The organism is Sandaracinobacteroides hominis (assembly GCF_016464365.1).
GTDB classification, from domain to species: Bacteria; Pseudomonadota; Alphaproteobacteria; order Sphingomonadales; family Sphingomonadaceae; genus Sandaracinobacteroides; species Sandaracinobacteroides hominis.
Genome location: NZ_JADCUC010000006.1, coordinates 154531 through 169416, shown reverse-complemented (window position 1 = coordinate 169416; position 14886 = coordinate 154531). Strand labels below are relative to the sequence as shown.

At 65.2% G+C, this 14886-nt stretch carries 15 protein-coding genes and 2 pseudogenes; 16 read left to right on the top strand and 1 reads right to left on the bottom strand.

Annotation, left to right across the window (positions count from 1 at the left end):
- Window positions 1-15: 15 nt before the first annotated feature.
- The 13 genes and pseudogenes from IM784_RS13515 to IM784_RS13460 all read left to right on the top strand — a co-directional run bounded on the left by IM784_RS13515 (window position 16) and on the right by IM784_RS13460 (window position 10772).
- Window positions 16-1302 carry a replication-associated recombination protein A gene (locus tag IM784_RS13515; protein ID WP_199555866.1) on the top strand — a complete coding sequence of 429 codons (1287 nt, stop codon included), beginning with the start codon at window positions 16-18 and terminating at the stop codon, window positions 1300-1302.
- A 412-nt stretch (window positions 1303-1714) separates the two neighbouring features.
- Window positions 1715-2758 (top strand): annotated as a pseudogene (locus tag IM784_RS13510) (NF038122 family metalloprotease); the annotation flags it as partial.
- A gap of 72 nt (window positions 2759-2830) precedes the next feature.
- Window positions 2831-2923, top strand: a pseudogene (locus tag IM784_RS17775) (PEPxxWA-CTERM sorting domain-containing protein); the annotation flags it as partial.
- The gene (locus IM784_RS13505) at window positions 2916-3764 is read left to right on the top strand and encodes a hypothetical protein (RefSeq protein ID WP_199555959.1); all 849 of its coding nucleotides are present in this window, start codon (window positions 2916-2918) and stop codon (window positions 3762-3764) included. The pseudogene IM784_RS17775 and the gene IM784_RS13505, both read left to right, overlap by 8 nt.
- Window positions 3765-3842: 78 nt before the next feature.
- Window positions 3843-4199 (top strand): fluoride efflux transporter FluC, encoded by a 357-nt coding sequence (locus IM784_RS13500; RefSeq protein ID WP_199555958.1) that lies wholly within the window; start codon window positions 3843-3845, stop codon window positions 4197-4199.
- A complete protein-coding gene (locus tag IM784_RS13495; protein WP_199555864.1) occupies window positions 4196-5272 on the top strand; it encodes an RluA family pseudouridine synthase in 1077 nt (358 codons plus the stop codon). The genes IM784_RS13500 and IM784_RS13495 overlap by 4 nt, the downstream gene beginning before the upstream one ends.
- A gap of 20 nt (window positions 5273-5292) precedes the next feature.
- The gene (locus IM784_RS13490) at window positions 5293-6834 is read left to right on the top strand and encodes a M20/M25/M40 family metallo-hydrolase (RefSeq protein WP_199555863.1); all 1542 of its coding nucleotides are present in this window, start codon (window positions 5293-5295) and stop codon (window positions 6832-6834) included.
- Between the two features lie 136 nt (window positions 6835-6970).
- The gene (locus IM784_RS13485; protein WP_235977253.1) at window positions 6971-7270 is read left to right on the top strand and encodes a virulence factor; all 300 of its coding nucleotides are present in this window, start codon (window positions 6971-6973) and stop codon (window positions 7268-7270) included.
- A gap of 11 nt (window positions 7271-7281) precedes the next feature.
- Window positions 7282-7944: an HAD-IA family hydrolase gene (locus IM784_RS13480; protein ID WP_328799537.1), complete on the top strand. Its 663-nt coding sequence runs from the start codon at window positions 7282-7284 to the stop codon at window positions 7942-7944.
- Window positions 7937-8179, top strand: coding sequence for a hypothetical protein (locus IM784_RS13475; RefSeq protein WP_199555862.1), 243 nt, complete (start codon window positions 7937-7939; stop codon window positions 8177-8179). The genes IM784_RS13480 and IM784_RS13475 overlap by 8 nt, the downstream gene beginning before the upstream one ends.
- A complete protein-coding gene (locus IM784_RS13470; protein WP_199555861.1) occupies window positions 8172-8381 on the top strand; it encodes a hypothetical protein in 210 nt (69 codons plus the stop codon). The genes IM784_RS13475 and IM784_RS13470 overlap by 8 nt, the downstream gene beginning before the upstream one ends.
- Window positions 8378-9082: an ATP12 family protein gene (locus IM784_RS13465; RefSeq protein WP_199555860.1), complete on the top strand. Its 705-nt coding sequence runs from the start codon at window positions 8378-8380 to the stop codon at window positions 9080-9082. Before IM784_RS13470 ends, IM784_RS13465 begins: the two co-directional genes overlap by 4 nt.
- Before the next feature lie 157 nt (window positions 9083-9239).
- Entirely contained in the window at window positions 9240-10772 is a 1533-nt protein-coding gene (locus IM784_RS13460) for an acyl-CoA carboxylase subunit beta (protein WP_199555859.1), read from the top strand.
- 75 nt (window positions 10773-10847) lie between these two features.
- Here IM784_RS13460 and IM784_RS13455 read toward each other — a convergent pair whose 3' ends face one another.
- A complete protein-coding gene (locus IM784_RS13455) occupies window positions 10848-11909 on the bottom strand; it encodes a M64 family metallopeptidase (RefSeq protein WP_199555858.1) in 1062 nt (353 codons plus the stop codon).
- 154 nt (window positions 11910-12063) lie between these two features.
- Here IM784_RS13455 and IM784_RS13450 point away from each other — a divergent pair, with 154 nt between their 5' ends.
- Genes IM784_RS13450 through IM784_RS13440 form a run of 3 tightly spaced genes read left to right on the top strand, consistent with a single transcriptional unit; the run spans window position 12064 to window position 14847 of the window.
- Window positions 12064-13053, top strand: a complete 990-nt coding sequence (locus tag IM784_RS13450; protein ID WP_199555857.1) for a hypothetical protein — start codon at window positions 12064-12066, stop codon at window positions 13051-13053.
- Window position 13054: 1 nt separating this feature from the next.
- Window positions 13055-13612 carry a DUF2141 domain-containing protein gene (locus IM784_RS13445; RefSeq protein WP_199555856.1) on the top strand — a complete coding sequence of 186 codons (558 nt, stop codon included), beginning with the start codon at window positions 13055-13057 and terminating at the stop codon, window positions 13610-13612.
- A gap of 8 nt (window positions 13613-13620) precedes the next feature.
- Window positions 13621-14847 (top strand): glycosyltransferase, encoded by a 1227-nt coding sequence (locus IM784_RS13440; protein WP_199555855.1) that lies wholly within the window; start codon window positions 13621-13623, stop codon window positions 14845-14847.
- Window positions 14848-14886 lie beyond the last annotated feature (39 nt).

Sequence of the window (14886 nt, the reverse complement as noted above, 5' to 3'; positions counted from 1 at the left end):
AGCATAGGCTGGGGCATGGCGGATCTGTTTGCAGGGGAAACGAATGAGCGGCGGGCGCCGTTGCCGGAACGGTTGCGTCCGGGTTCGCTGGCCGATGTCGTGGGGCAGGATCATCTGCTGGGGCCGGACGGGGCGCTGACGCGGATGGTGGCGGCCGGCAGGCTGCCGAACCTGATCCTGTGGGGCCCGCCGGGGACTGGCAAGACGACCATTGCGCGGCTGCTGGCGGAGGCCACCGGATACCGGTTCGTCGGCGTTTCGGCGGTGATGACGTCGACTGCCGACCTGAAGGCGATCTTTGCCGCGGCGCGGGTGGCGGGGACGCGGACCTTGCTGTTCGTGGATGAAATCCATCGCTTCAATCGCAGCCAGCAGGATGGGTTCCTGGGGCCGATAGAGGATGGGACGATCACGCTGGTGGGCGCGACGACCGAAAATCCCAGTTTCGAGCTGAACGCCGCCATTCTTTCGCGGGCGCAGGTTCTGGTGCTGAATCGGCTGGACGAGGCGGCGCTGGACGCGCTGCTGGTGCGGGCGGAGGCCGGCGAGGGGCGGGAATTGCCGCTGACGGCGGACGCGCGCGGGGCTTTGCTGGCGGGGGCGGACGGCGATGGGCGTTTCCTGCTGGGGCAGGCGGAGACTTTGCTTTCGTTGGACGTACCGGAGCCGCTGGACCGGGTGGCGATGGCGGCCGTGCTGCAGCGGCGGGTGCCGGTGTATGACAAGGATCGGGACGGGCATTACGATCTGATTTCTGCGCTGCATAAGTCGTTGCGCGGGTCGGACCCGGATGCAGCGCTCTATTGGTTGGCGCGGATGCTGGTGGCTGGTGAGCAGCCGCTTTACGTGCTGCGGCGGCTGGTGCGCTTTGCCTCTGAGGATGTGGGCCTTGCGGATTCCAACGCGCTGGTGGTGACGCTGGCGGCGAAGGAGAGCTATGATTTCCTGGGCAGCCCGGAGGGCGAGCTGGCGATTGCGCAGGCCTGCCTGTATCTGGCAACGGCGCCGAAATCGAACGCCGCCTATGTGGCGCAGAAGGGGGCGTGGAAGCTGGCGCGGGAGAGCGGCAGCCTGCCGCCGCCCAGGAATATCGTGAACGCCCCTACCCGGCTGATGAAGGAGCTGGGGCATGGCAAGGGCTATGCCTATGACCATGACAGCGAGCATGGATTTTCCGGCGACAACTATTGGCCCGAGGGGATGGGCCGGCAGGAACTGTATCGGCCGACCGAACGGGGGATGGAAAAGCGCATCGGCGAAAGGCTCGCCTTTTGGGAGAGTCTTCGCCGGGAGCGCGGCTAGGACGTGAACTCCTAAACTGGAGGCATTTTGACGTGGTTTACAGCCCCGAGACGAGTGAGCAAGCGCAGTCCGGCTACCTTATGGTAGCTGGCAAGCGCAGCGAGCGCTGGATCGGGGCTGTAAACCACGCCTTCGGTGGCCCGGAGAGGCAAAATCAACGCCGTCACCGGCCTCGCCGGGGGGCAAAGCCCCGCCTTCGGCCGGCGCCAACGCCGATTTTGCCTCTCCGGGCCATCAAAACGCCTCCAGTTTAGGAGTTCACGTCCTAGATCACGTTGAAGGCAAGCTGCGCTGTTGCGGGAGGCATGGGAACGGAGGGCGCCGAAAGCCTGGCTGAAGGGAGAAGCCGCACGTTTGCCTTAGCGCTCGTCGCTACGTGCGGCCCCTGGCTGCCAACGGATGGGCGCGGCCGATGTTCCCGGATGGCGGATGGATATTGACTTGTGTGCTGCATGCGCGAAGCATCCGGCAACGCCGAAGGGGTTCGGCGGAATCTATGGGGGTCTTGTTTATGCGAATTGCACTTGCTGCCGCGCTGTTGGTTTCGGCGATTTCCGCGCCTGCTTCGGCGCTGAAGATCGACCTGTTGGACCAGGGCGGGCTGGCCGGCGATACTGCCGCCTACAACAGTTTTCGAAAGGCCGCGGACTTCTGGGAATCGTTGGTGACGACCGACACCACGCTGCGCATCGACGTGAGCTTTTACGGGCAGGGCGTGAACGGGCCGATCGGCGGCACCAGCAATTACTACCATGTCGACAATGTGGGCGTGATCGTCGGCGCGATGGGCGCCGTCGGGAACTCGGCGCTGGATGCAACCGCCATCGCGCATCTGCCGGATGCCAGCGGCGGCTCCATCGGCATGTGGAAGCCGGGCTATACCGATGCCGTCAACCAGACCGGGGCAGATCCGTTCTCGCGCATCTGGGATAACGATGGCAGCTGGAACAACCAGCGCTATGGCGTGACCTGGGCGCAGGGGAAGGCGCTGGGGCTGGTCTATGTCGACGGCTTAAAGGACGGCTCGATCAATTTCAATTCCGATCTGAATTTCGATTTCGATCCGACAGACGGCATTTCGGGCGGTTTCTATGATTTCACCTTCACCGCCTTCCACGAACTCGGCCACATCATGGGCTTTACTTCAGGTGTCGACTATTACGACGCCTTTGCGCCTTCCTATGGCTATAACTGGAACTATGACTGGATCGGGCACGGAATGGATCTGTTCCGCTATAGCGAACTGGGGCTGGACTGGTCGATGGGCGGCGCTCCCTTCTTCTCGATCGACGGCGGGGCAACGGCGTTGTTGGGTGGCGCCTTTTCGACCGGCGTGAACTGGGGCGACGGGCAGCAGGCCTCGCACTGGAAGGAGGGCTTGGGGATGATGGACCCGACTTCCCGCCGGGGCGAGATGGGCCGGGTCAATTCGCTGGATCTGGCGGCGTTCGATGCGCTGGGGTGGAACCTGAAGTTCGACGTGCTGGCGAACCCGGATTTCAGCGCCGATACGCGGCTGATGTTCGGCGTGGTGCCGGAGCCGAAGAGCTGGGCGATGCTGATTGCCGGCTTCGGGTTGGTGGGCTGCATGGCCCGCCGTCGATCGCGTGCGACTGCCTGAGTTCGAGCATTTCGTCGCGATCGACTGGTCGGGCGCGAAGGGTGCCCGGCATCGGGGGATAGCCATGGCGGTTGCCGGCCGGGGCGTGGACGCGCCCCGGCTGGTGCCGCCGCCCTCCCCCGCCGGCTGGGCGCGGGCAGAGATTGCGGATTGGCTGGAGGCGTTGCCGGGCACGGTATTGGCCGGATTCGACTTTTCCTTTGCGCCGCCTTTTCTGGACCGTGGCGCCTATCTGCCGGGGATGGAGACACCCGAGAGCGGGCCTGAATTCTGGGCCTGGCTGGATGTGCAGTGCGCGGACGCAGATCTTGGCGCCGGGGATTTCATGGCGGGCGCCGGCCGCGCGCATTTCTGGATGGGGGCGGCGGACGGGGCGAAAGCGGATTTCCTGCATTTCCGGGTTTGCGAGGGCGTCTTCAATGCGGGGGGCGGCGGCAAGGCCTCTACCCTGTTCGATTGCGTTGGGGCGGCGCAGGTTGCCAAGGCGAGCTTTGCCGGGATGCGGTTGCTGCATCGGTTGCGGGGGAGCTTTGCGGTGTGGCCGTTCGATCCGCCGGGCGAGCGGACGGTGGTGGAAATCTATACCCGGGCGATGCTGCGCCATGCCGGTGGGCGCGGGTTGAAGCTGCGCGATGCGGCGGGGCTGAATGTGGCGCTGGCGGCATTCGGGAGCAAGGGCGTGTGCGATGAGGGGCTGAATGACCACCAGACCGATGCGCTGCTGTCGGCGGCGGCGCTGCGGCGGATGGCGGGCGAGCCGAAATGGTGGCGCCCGGTGGGGATGATGGACGCGATTGCGCGAACGGAGGGCTGGACCTTCGGAGTGTCCGGCCGGGGGTAGGTTGGCGCACAGCCGCTGTGGCTTCCGGCGGAGTGGTGTTTGGCAACGGCGGGCGCGCGAGCTATGCGTTCGCTGGTGATGAATCTTCTTCTTGTCGGATTGGGCGGGGCGCTTGGCTCGATGGCGCGCTATGGCTTTTATCGGCTGCTGCCCGCGCCGCTTGGCACGATGGGCGTGAACATCATCGGCGGCCTGCTGATGGGGCTGCTGGTGGGCTGGCTGACCGCGCGCGGCACCTATACCGAAACCAGCCGGCTGTTCCTGGCGGCTGGCGTGCTTGGCGGCTTCACGACCTTTTCCGCCTTTTCCCTCGACGCGGTGCAGATGTTGGAACGGGGCGCCTGGGGCAATGTTGCCGCCTATGTGCTTGGGTCGGTGGTGGTGAGCATGGCCGCGCTGTATGCCGGGCTTCAGATTGGACGGGCTTTTGCATGAGTCGTGAATTCACCATCGCTGCCGACGACGACGGCATCCGCGTCGACCGCTGGTTCAAGCGGCACATGGCGGATGTGAGCTTCAACCTGGTCAGCCGCTGGGCGCGTACCGGGCAGCTGCGTGTGGATGGCGCGCGGGTCGGGCCGGGCGACCGGCTGGCCGAGGGGCAGGTGCTGCGGGTGCCGCCGGCGGAGACAGTGCCGGTGGATGGCGCAAAGCTGGCGGCCAGGCCGGTTAAGCCGCGGCGCGAGCTGAGCCCGGAGGAGATCGAGTTTGCGCAAGGGCTGGTGATCCATAAATCCAAGCATGCGCTGGTGATCAACAAGCCGCCGGGGCTGGCGACGCAGGGCGGCACCAAGACCACCGAGCATGTCGACGGTCTGCTGGATGCCTTGCAGTTCGAGGCGGAGAGCCGGCCCAAGCTGGTGCACCGGCTGGACAAGGATACCTCCGGCGTTCTGCTGCTGGCGCGCTCGGCGCGGGCAGCTGCCTATTTCGGGAAGAGCTTTGCGACGCGGGACACCAAGAAGCTGTATTGGGCGGTGGTGGCCGGGCATCCGAAGCTGGACGATGCGCTGATCGACCTGCCCATCGGCAAGCAGCCGGGCACCGGCGGCGAGAAAATGCATGTCGACGAGGAAGCCGGGCTGGTCGCCAAATCGCGTTTTCGCGTGATCGACCGCGCATCCGACAAGGCGGCGTTCGTGGAAATGCAGCCGATGACCGGGCGGACGCACCAGTTGCGCGTGCATGCAGCGGCGACCGGCACGCCGATTGTGGGCGACGGCAAATATGGCGGGACGGAAGCCTTCCTGACGGGCGGCGTTTCGCGCAAGATGCACCTGCATGCGCGGCGGCTGGTGCTGGGGCTGCCGGATGGCGGGACGCTGGATGTAAAGGCGGATCTGCCCGCCCACTTTGCCGACACGCTGAAGATGCTGGGCTTTTCGCCGGAGGATGCCGACCTGCCGATCGCGCCGGACAAGCCCGAAGGGCCGAAGCCGAAGCGGCGGCGGATGAGCAGTGCGACCAGCGGTAACCGGCGCGGGGAACGCAGAAGCCGCGGAAAATAATCAGCAACAAAGGGATGGGCATGGAAACGGATCGCAGGGCGTTTGTGGGGATGACGGCGCTGGCTGGCGCTGCGGCCGTGGTGCCGGGGGCAGCCTTTGCGCAAAGCGAGCGCGATGCGGTGAAGGCGGCTGTGGAGGCGGACCGTTCTGCATTGCTGTCGGCCGTGGAGGCCGACAAGGATGCCAGCGTGAAGCGCATCCAGGACTGGATCCGGCATCCGGGGATCGCCGCAGAGAAGTGGCAGATGCAGGAAGCTGCCGACTATACGATGGGCATCCTGAAGGACGCCGGTTTCCAGACGGTGAAGAAGATCCCGACCAGCGGCGAGCCGGGCATTTTCGCAACGCTGGATGCGGGCGCCAAGCGGACGCTGGGCGTCTATTTCATGTATGACGTGAAGCAGGTGAACCCGTCGGAATGGTCGACGCCTCCGTTTGAAGCGGCGATCGTCGACAAGGCGAGCTGGGGGCGCGCCATCCAGGGGCGTGGCGCCGTGAACCAGAAGGGGCCGGAGATGGCCTTTCTGGGGGCGCTGCATGCCTTTCGGAAGGCGGGCAAGAAGCTGCCGGTGAACCTGGTGCTGGTGGCCGAGGGCGAGGAGGAAATTGCCTCTCCGAATTTCCACGAGGTGATTGCGGTGCCGGAAGTGCTCAAGGCGCTGAAGAAGGCGGAAGGCATATTCATCCCCTCTGCCTGGCAGGGCGCGAACGGCAATGTCGCGATCAATCTGGGGGCGAAGGGGCCGCTGGAGTTCCAGCTGATTTCAAGCGGCGCGCGCTGGGGCAAGGGGCCGGCAGGCGACATCCACAGCTCCAACCATGCGATGGTGGACAGCCCTGTGTGGCATCTGGTGCAGGCGCTGAACACGCTGGTGGAGGCCGACGGCCACACGCCGGCGATCGACGGCTGGTTCGAGAATGTGCGGCCGCTGACGGCGCGCGAGAAGGAGCTGATCGCCATCAACGCCGCCGCCAGCAGCGAGGCCGACGCGAAGGCGGCCTATGGCGTGAAGATGTGGATCGACAACGAGCCATGGGAAAAGGCGCTGGAACGGCTTGCGAGCCAGCCGACCGTGAACATCCAGGGGCTGGTGGCCGGCTATACCGGGCCCGGCGGCAAGACCATCCTGCCGGGCAAGGCCGAAGCGAAGCTGGAAGCGCGGCTGGTGCCGAACCAGACGGCGAAGGAGGCCGAGGCGAAGCTGCGCGCGCATCTGCAGAAGCGCGGCTTTGGCGATATCGAGGTGATTGTTTCGGGCGGCTATGATCCCACCGAGACGGCCGAGGATGCGCGCATCATCCGGGCGCAGCAGGCTGTCTATGCGAAATATGGGGCGAAGGCGACGCTGGTGCCGAGGCTGGCGGGGAGCTGGCCGGGAAGCGTCTTCACGCAGCCGCCGCTGTCAATCCCGGCGGGGCAGTTCGGGCTGGGCCATGGCGGCGGCGCACATGCCCCGAACGAATATTTCGTCATCGACAGCACGAACCCCAGGGTTCAGGGCCTGACCGGTGCGACCATGGGCTTCGTCGACTTTCTCTATGAGATGGCGATAATCAGCTGATTCAAATGGCAGCATGCTGTCACTGGTGCAGACAGGCCCTTGAGACTATGCTCCGGTAATGCTCCCCGTTACGCAAACCGTTCAGCCTTATTCCCGCATGGTGGGAATAGGGCATAACCAACCAAGAAAGCGTTCAATGTACGCCATCGTGTTTGATCTCGATACAAATACCCTCGAGGCCATTTATCGAAATCCATCATGGCGAAACGCTTATGTCGATATTGGAAATTGCCTTGCGAAGCACGGCTTTGAACGGCAGCAAGGTAGCACATATTTTGGCAATGAAACGGTGGACGCGGTTCGTTGCGTCATTGCGGTACAGGAGCTAACAAAGACTTACGATTGTTTTTCTCCCGCCGTGCGCGACGTTCGTATGCTTCGTATCGAGGACAACAACGACCTTCGACCGGCAATTGATGCGCTGACCCGAACCTAGTTCGCTGGTTCGTGAATCCCTTGAAGCTTGCCGTTTTCGATTGCGACGGAACGCTGGTGGACAGCCAGGCCAATATTCTGCGCGCAATGGATGACAGTTTCGGCTGGCTGGGGCTGGATGCGCCCGATCCGCATTCGGTGCGGCGGGTCGTGGGCCTCAGTCTGGTGGAAGCGATGCAGGCGCTGCTGCCGGAGGCGGATTCCGACCTGCACACCCGGCTGGCCGACGACTACAAGCTGGCTTTCCAGCGGCTCAGGGCGGACAGCAAGCTGGATGCCGAGCCGATGTTCGAAGGCGTGCGGGAGTTGCTGGACGACCTTACCGGCGAAGGCTGGCTGCTGGCGGTGGCTACCGGAAAGAGCGACCGCGGGTTGAAGCTGTGCCTGGAGCATCATGGCATCTTCGACCGGTTCATCAGCCTGCAGACGGCTGACCGGCATCCATCGAAGCCCAATCCCTCGATGCTGCTCGCCTGCCTGGCCGAAGCCGGGGTGCAGGCGGACGCGGCCTGCATCATCGGCGATACCGTTTTCGATATCGGCATGGGCGTTGCGGCCGGCGTGAAGGCGATTGGTGTCGACTGGGGCTATCACGACCGGCATGAGCTGGAGGAAGCGGGCGCCGTCGGGGTGGCTGTCGATGCCGCCGACCTGAAACGGCTGATGCATGTTTGAGGAAGAGAAGCCGCAGCGCGAGGCGCCTTCGGCGCTGGACGTCTGGCTGGCGCGCGGATTGCTGATGGTGGGCATGTGGTTCGGCGGCGCCGGGCTGTGGGGGCTGATCCGCACCGCGCCCGAGCTGGCGAAGATGCTGTACGAGCTGCCGAGCCTGCTGGCGGGGCTGCTGTTCCTGGCGGGCGCCTGGCGGATGCGGGCGATCCTGAGGTGGGAGCCTGACGACGATGGCTGAGCGCGATCCGGCCGAGGTCCGGCTGTGGCAGATGACGCTGGTGCGGCTGGCGGGGATCCTGATCGTGCTGCTGGGCATGTGGGTGGCGGGAAAATCCGCCGGTGACATGCTGCGCATGGTGGGCGGGCTGGCGCTGATGGCGGCCGGCGCGGGGATCACGCTGTTCCTGCCGCAACGGCTGCTGAAGCGGGGGGACAAGTGAAGCGCTTCTGGAAGGAGGCGACGGTTGAAGCGCAGGCGGGCGGACATGCCGTGCTGCTGGATGGCCGGGCGCTGAGGACTCCGGGTAAGCGGGTGCTGCTGCTGCCGACGGCCGCGCTTGCGGCGGCCGTGGCGGCGGAATGGCGCGAGGTGGGCGCGGAAATCCGTCCCGGCGAAATGGCGCTGACGGGGCTTGCGAATGCCGCGCTGGATATCGTCGCGGAGGAGCCGGACGCCTTTGCCGCCGATCTTGCCCGCTATGCGGCAAGCGACCTGCTTTGCTATCGGGCAGAGCATCCGACGCCGCTGGTGACGCGACAGGCGGAGGCGTGGGATCCCCTGCTGCGCTGGGCGGAGCAGCGCTTCGATATCGGCTTTGCGGTGACGGCCGGGATCGTTCCGGTAAACCAGCCGGCCGCCGTTCTGGAGCGGATCGAGGCGGCGTTTGCAGCGCTGGCGCCCTTCCCGCTTGCGGCGATGTCACCGCTGGTTTCCATTTCCGGGTCGGCGGTGATTCCGCTGGCTTTGGCCGAAGGCGCCGCGGACGTGGATGCGGCCTGGGCAGCGTCCATGCTGGATGAGCATTGGCAGGCGGAAAAGTGGGGCGACGACGCCGAGGCGAGCGCCAGCCGCTCGGCACGCGAAGCGCAGTTTCGGGCGGCGGCGCGCTTTCTGGCGCTTGCGGGCGAGGTTTCCGGCTGAGCATCGGCGGCTTCGCCCGATGGCGGGTTGGTTTGGCGATTTCCTCAGGCGCAAGCGCGAAAAGCTAGCACGGTTGAGGGGGAAAACCCCCTAAAGTTGCGGTGACAGGAGGGCGAATTGTCCCTACCGCAGTTGCGAAAGATATGGGGATTTGCCGATGCTGAAGGTGATCGAAGAGCTTGAACTGCGGCGCGAGGCAGCGCGGCTGGGTGGCGGCGAGGCCCGCATCCAGGCGCAGCACGCCAAGGGCCGGCTGACGGCGCGGGAGCGGCTGGACATCCTGCTGGACGAAGGCTCGTTCGAAGAGCTGGACATGTATGTCGAGCATAACTGCGTCGAGTTCGGGATGCAGGCGCAGAAGATCCCCGGCGATGGCGTGGTGACCGGGTCTGGCACGATCAACGGCCGGCTGGTGTTTGTGTTCAGCCAGGATTTTACGGTGTTCGGCGGATCGCTCTCGGAAAGACATGCGCAGAAGATCTGCAAGATCATGGACATGGCGATGAAGGTCGGCGCGCCTGTGATCGGGCTGAACGACTCAGGCGGGGCGCGGATTCAGGAGGGCGTCGCCAGCCTTGCGGGCTATGCCGAGGTGTTCCAGCGCAACGTTCTGGCCTCTGGTGTGGTGCCGCAGATTTCGCTGATCATGGGTCCGTGCGCGGGTGGCGCGGTCTATTCGCCGGCGATGACGGACTTCATCTTCATGGTGAAGGATTCCTCCTACATGTTCGTGACCGGGCCGGATGTCGTGAAGACCGTGACGAACGAGATCGTGACGCAGGAAGAGCTTGGCGGGGCGATCACCCACTCCACCAAGTCCGGCGTTTCCGACCTCGCCATGGAAGACGATGTCGATGCGCTGCTGCGGACGCGGGATTTCTTCGACTTTCTGCCGCTGAACAATCGCGCCGGCGCCCCGCACCGGGAGAGCGACGACCCCTATGACCGGCTGATTCCGTCTCTGGATACGCTGGTGCCGCCGAGTGCCAACAAGCCTTACGACATGCACGAGCTGATCCGGAAGGTGGTCGACGACGGCGACTTTTTCGAAGTGCAGCCGACGCATGCGGCGAACATCATCGTCGGCTTTGCTCGCATCGAGGGGCATACGGTGGGTATCGTCGCGAACCAGCCGATGGTGCTGGCGGGTGTGCTGGATATTGCCTCGTCGAAGAAGGCGGCGCGTTTTGTGCGCTTCTGTGATGCCTTTTCGATCCCGATCCTGACCTTTGTGGACGTGCCGGGCTTCCTGCCGGGCACGGCGCAGGAGCATAACGGCATCATCAAGCATGGCGCCAAGCTGCTGTTCGCCTATGCCGAGGCGACCGTGCCGAAGATCACCGTCATCACGCGAAAGGCCTATGGTGGCGCCTATGACGTGATGGCATCGAAGCATCTGCGCGGCGACCTGAACTATGCCTGGCCGACCGCCGAAATCGCGGTGATGGGGGCGAAGGGCGCAGTGGAGATCATCTTCCGCAAGGATATCGGTGATCCGGAGAAGATCGCCGAGCGGACGAAGGAATATGAAGCCCGCTTTGCCAACCCGTTCGTCGCGGCGAGCATGGGCTTTATCGACGAAGTGATCATGCCGACCTCCACCCGCAAGCGCATCGCCGTGGGGCTGCGCAAGCTGCGGACGAAGCAGCTGAGCAACCCGTGGAAGAAGCACGACAATATTCCGCTGTAAGGTAGCTGGTTCAGCTGGACGCAATGGTCGGGGCTGGTGCGTGGTTGGTTCGGGCCAGTTGGTCAGGCCGATCGATCAGGCAAGTCGGGCGCGGATCAGTTCCTGGCAGCGGACGCAGAAGAAGGGTGTCGCGGTGGAGCGCATCATGCAGCTGAACTGGGCGCGATAGAATTTCTGCGTTTCGTAGCGCGCCCCCTGAAAGGTGCCGACGGTGTTGGCCGGAAGCTGCGCGCCGCTGTTGAAGTGGGCCGTCGGGCCGGGGCCATGGCTTGTGCAGAGGTGCTTCCACGGGGCGGCGTCTGGTGAGGGGTTGGCGCTGATGTTGGGCTCGATCCCGGGCGGCGCCTGCGGGTTGGCGCTGTCGTACTCGTCTCCCAAGCCGAAGGCGTGGCCCAGTTCGTGGATGGCGACCGATTCCCACTGGTCGGTGGCGGAAGGTTCGTTGGTTACCCAGGCCGGGAAATCGGCGGTGCCGCCGGCGCCGCCGCGCTTGCGCAGGTTTACCAGCACGATGGAGCGATCGGAATGGATGCCCGCCTTTTTCAGGAAGGCGGCGGCGAGCGGGCGATCGCCGAAGATGAGATCGGTGCCCTGCCCGAACTGCAACGGGCCGAGCTGGCCCTGCGAAGGGCTGGTCTTCCAGAACAGGGCCTCGATGGCGATGCGGCCGGGGAATTCGGTGAACGGCGGCATGGCGCCGATGGCGGCGAGGATCCGATTGCAATCGGCGTGAAAGGCCGCCTCGTTGTCGTAGCGTTCGGCGAGCACGGCGAGCACGAAGCGGGGATCGGCGCCGCCGAGGCGCTTGCGGCTGTCGGGCTTTTTCGGGTGCGGGCTGGCGGTTTCGCGGATTCCGGCGCGGATGGTCGAGCGGCCATGCTGTTCGACCTGAAACTGGCTGGCACCTGTGGGCAGGCGCGTCATGAAGGCGATCTGCGGTTCGGCCTCTGCACGCAGGATGGCGCCGTTCGAGGCGGGTGCTTCCATCATCTGGGCAGCCGGCACCGGCACCTTGCGCGGGCGTCCGACCGGCTTGCCGGAAGCGTCGAGGAAGCGCACGCGCGCTTCGGAAGGCCCCGAGGCAGCCTCGGCGCCGGTTGCCTTCGCCTGTGGCACCACCATGCGGATCGGCCCCATCTTCACCCTCCCAAGCTGGTGGAACAGCATAGCCTGTCGCGCTCGGGTTAACCATATTGCCGGCGATTTTCTGCTGCATCCGCGAACTGTGGCCGGTTTCGGGCACCTTGCTGCCCCTTTCCGGTCGCAATCAACCCTTAGCTCGCAGTGCAGGATGACGAACGAATCTCTCTTTTCCGAGGTGAAGGCGCGCTGGGAGGCGGTTTCCGCGAACCTTGCGCCTTCGGCTACAACCAAGCGGATCCTGTCGCTTGGCCTGTCGGCTGCGATCCTCCTCTATCTGGTGCATGCCGTTTCCGACATCGGCTGGCGCGAAGTGGCGGCGGTGCTGCCGTCCAATCCGATCTTCTATGTTCTGGTGGCGATGTCGTACATGGCGACGCCGGTTACCGAGTACATCATCTTCCGTCGCTGGTGGCCGCTGACGCCGCGGGCGCTGGCAGTGTTTTCCAAGAAGCGCGTGCTGAACGAGGCGATCTTCGGCTATTCCGGCGACGCCTATCTGTTCATGTGGGCGAAGAAGGCACTGGGCGCGCGGGAAGTGGGCGCCGGCCCGCTGGCCGCGGTGAAGGATGTTGCCATCACGTCGGCGCTGGCCGGCAATGTGGCGACGCTCTTGATGCTGGCGCTGGCGCTGTCGCTGGGCGGTGGCCCGGCCGTGGAGCAGGCCTTTACCGGTGGCGCGATGCGCTCGGTGGGCTTTGGCTTTGCCTTCGTCATTTCCGTTAGCCTGGGCATCCTGCTGTTCAGTCGCAAGGTGATGAGCCTGTCGGCGCGCGAGAACACGCTGATCTTCCTGCTGCACTGTGTGCGCCTGATCACCGGTTCGGCGCTGCTGCTGCTGGCCTGGATCCTGGCGCTGCCGGAGGTCGATGTCGGCACCTGGATCGTGCTGGGCGCGCTGCGCATGGTGGTGACCCGCCTGCCCTTCGTGCCGAACAAGGAACTGCTGTTTGCGGCCATCGGTGTCAGCCTGACGGGCGGGGCTGCGCCGCAGGTGGCAGCGCTGATGGCGGCCGCCGGTGCGCTGCACCTGGTAAGCCATGTGATTTCCTATGCGGGGGCTTCTTTCATCGAAAGCCGCGGAGACGCGGTGAAATCGCACCAGATGCCGATCGACGGCGCTGCTGCGAGGAGTGCCTGACATGTCGCGTTTAGCCGTTCTTTCCGCTTCCCTTCTGGCGCTGGCCGCGCTGGCTGGCCCGGCTGTGGCCGGATCCGAGATTCTGGGGCCGGATGCAGCTGCCTGCGCGCCCGGATCGGGCAAGGACGCGGTGCTGCTCACCATCGATGGCTTCAAGAACCGCCAAGGCACCGTCCGCGTGGAAATGTGGCCGGGCACCGACGGTGATTTCATGCGCAACCACCATGAGCTGGTGGCCGAGGGGAAGCCCTATTACCGGGCTACCGTGGCGGTGCCCGCCGCCGGTGCTGCGCGCGTGTGCGTGCCGCTGCCCGGCGCCGGCACCTATGCTGTGGGCGCCTTCCACTCGCCGGAAGGCGTGCGGAAATTCAACTTCCGCCAGGATGGCGCAACCTTCACCCGCAACCCGAAGATGGGGCTTTCCAAGCCAAAGGCCAGCGAAGTCGCCATGCGCTTCGGGACCGGGGTGAGTGAATCTCATGTAACGCTCAACTACCTGAGAGGGCTGGGTTTCCGGCCGATTCCGGCGGCTGAGCTGCAAACGACCGACAAGCGGTAGGGGCAGACATGCATATCGTTGACGTTGCCGAATTCTATGCGCCGCTGGGCGGCGGGGTGAAGACCTACATCGACGCCAAGCTGGCGTTCGCGCACCAGAATGGTGCCAGGGTGACGGTGATCGCCCCCGGACCGGAAGACCGGGTGGAAGCGCGCGAAGGCGGCCAGGTGATCTATGTGAAGGCGCCCGCCATTCCGGTGGATACCCGCTATCACGTCTTCTGGAAGGCGGCACCCGTCCACAAGCTGCTGGACGAGCTGAAGCCCGATGTGGTCGAGGCTTCCTCGCCATTCCGTGGCGCCTGGATCGTTGCCAACTGGGAAAGTCGGGCGGCGAAGCTGGCGCACAAGGCGCTGTTCATGCACGCCGATCCGATCGCGGCGCACTTCCAGGTGTGGACGCAGGACTGGCTGCATGCCGACACGGTGGACAAGGCGAGCTTCTGGTACTGGCGCTATCTGTCGCGGACGGCTGATCGGTTCGGCAGCGTGATCGTGGGGTCGCGCTGGTTCGGCAACCGCATCCAGCGCCACGGCAACATCGCCTCTGACCTGATCCCGCTGGGCGTCGATATCGACCTGTTCCACCCGACCAAGCGCGATGGCGAGCTGCGTCGGCAGATGCTGGCCGAGTTCGGCCTGCCGCCTTCGGCCCGTCTGCTGGTTGGCGTTGGCCGCCACCACCATGAAAAGCAGTGGCCGGTGGTGTTCGATGCCGTTGGTGCGCTGCGCGACGAAGGCGTCGCCATGATCCAGATCGGCAACGGCTTTGCCAATGAGAAGGTGCACCGTTCGGCCGCCGCTGCCGGCAATGTGAAACTGCTGGGCCAGATCGGCGACCGGCAACAGCTGGCGCGTATCCTCGCTTCTTCGGATGCGATGATCCACGGCAGTCGTGCCGAGACTTTTGGCCTTGTGGCGAGCGAAGGGCTGGCTTCGGGCATTCCGCTGATCCTGCCTTCGGAAGGCGGCTGCACGGATGCGGCGAACCCGGCCTGGTCGGAACTGTACGAGCCCGGCAATTCGGCTGCTGCGACCGATGCAATCCAGCGCCTGCTCAATCGCAATCCGGATCAGTTGCGCGTTGCTGCCATCGGCGCCCGCCGCACGCACATCACGACGCCGGCGCAGCATTTCGAGCGGCTGTTCAGCCTCTATCGCAACAGCACGCCGCCGGTGCTGCACCCGCTGCCCGCCAATATGCCCGAGATGGGCGCGGTCCGGGCAGCAGCCTGAGGCAAATGCCGACGCCGGGGCGTGCCCCCCGGCGTCCGC

Coding starts and splice junctions, on each gene's coding strand:
- IM784_RS13515 (WP_199555866.1), top strand. CDS start 16: ATGGCGGATCTGTTTGCAGGGGAAACGAATGAGCGGCGGGCGCCGTTG.
- IM784_RS13500 (WP_199555958.1), top strand. CDS start 3,843: ATGAATCTTCTTCTTGTCGGATTGGGCGGGGCGCTTGGCTCGATGGCG.
- IM784_RS13495 (WP_199555864.1), top strand. CDS start 4,196: ATGAGTCGTGAATTCACCATCGCTGCCGACGACGACGGCATCCGCGTC.
- IM784_RS13490 (WP_199555863.1), top strand. CDS start 5,293: ATGGAAACGGATCGCAGGGCGTTTGTGGGGATGACGGCGCTGGCTGGC.
- IM784_RS13485 (WP_235977253.1), top strand. CDS start 6,971: ATGTACGCCATCGTGTTTGATCTCGATACAAATACCCTCGAGGCCATT.
- IM784_RS13475 (WP_199555862.1), top strand. CDS start 7,937: ATGTTTGAGGAAGAGAAGCCGCAGCGCGAGGCGCCTTCGGCGCTGGAC.
- IM784_RS13470 (WP_199555861.1), top strand. CDS start 8,172: ATGGCTGAGCGCGATCCGGCCGAGGTCCGGCTGTGGCAGATGACGCTG.
- IM784_RS13460 (WP_199555859.1), top strand. CDS start 9,240: ATGCTGAAGGTGATCGAAGAGCTTGAACTGCGGCGCGAGGCAGCGCGG.
- IM784_RS13455 (WP_199555858.1), bottom strand. CDS start 11,909: ATGGGGCCGATCCGCATGGTGGTGCCACAGGCGAAGGCAACCGGCGCC.
- IM784_RS13450 (WP_199555857.1), top strand. CDS start 12,064: ATGACGAACGAATCTCTCTTTTCCGAGGTGAAGGCGCGCTGGGAGGCG.
- IM784_RS13445 (WP_199555856.1), top strand. CDS start 13,055: ATGTCGCGTTTAGCCGTTCTTTCCGCTTCCCTTCTGGCGCTGGCCGCG.
- IM784_RS13440 (WP_199555855.1), top strand. CDS start 13,621: ATGCATATCGTTGACGTTGCCGAATTCTATGCGCCGCTGGGCGGCGGG.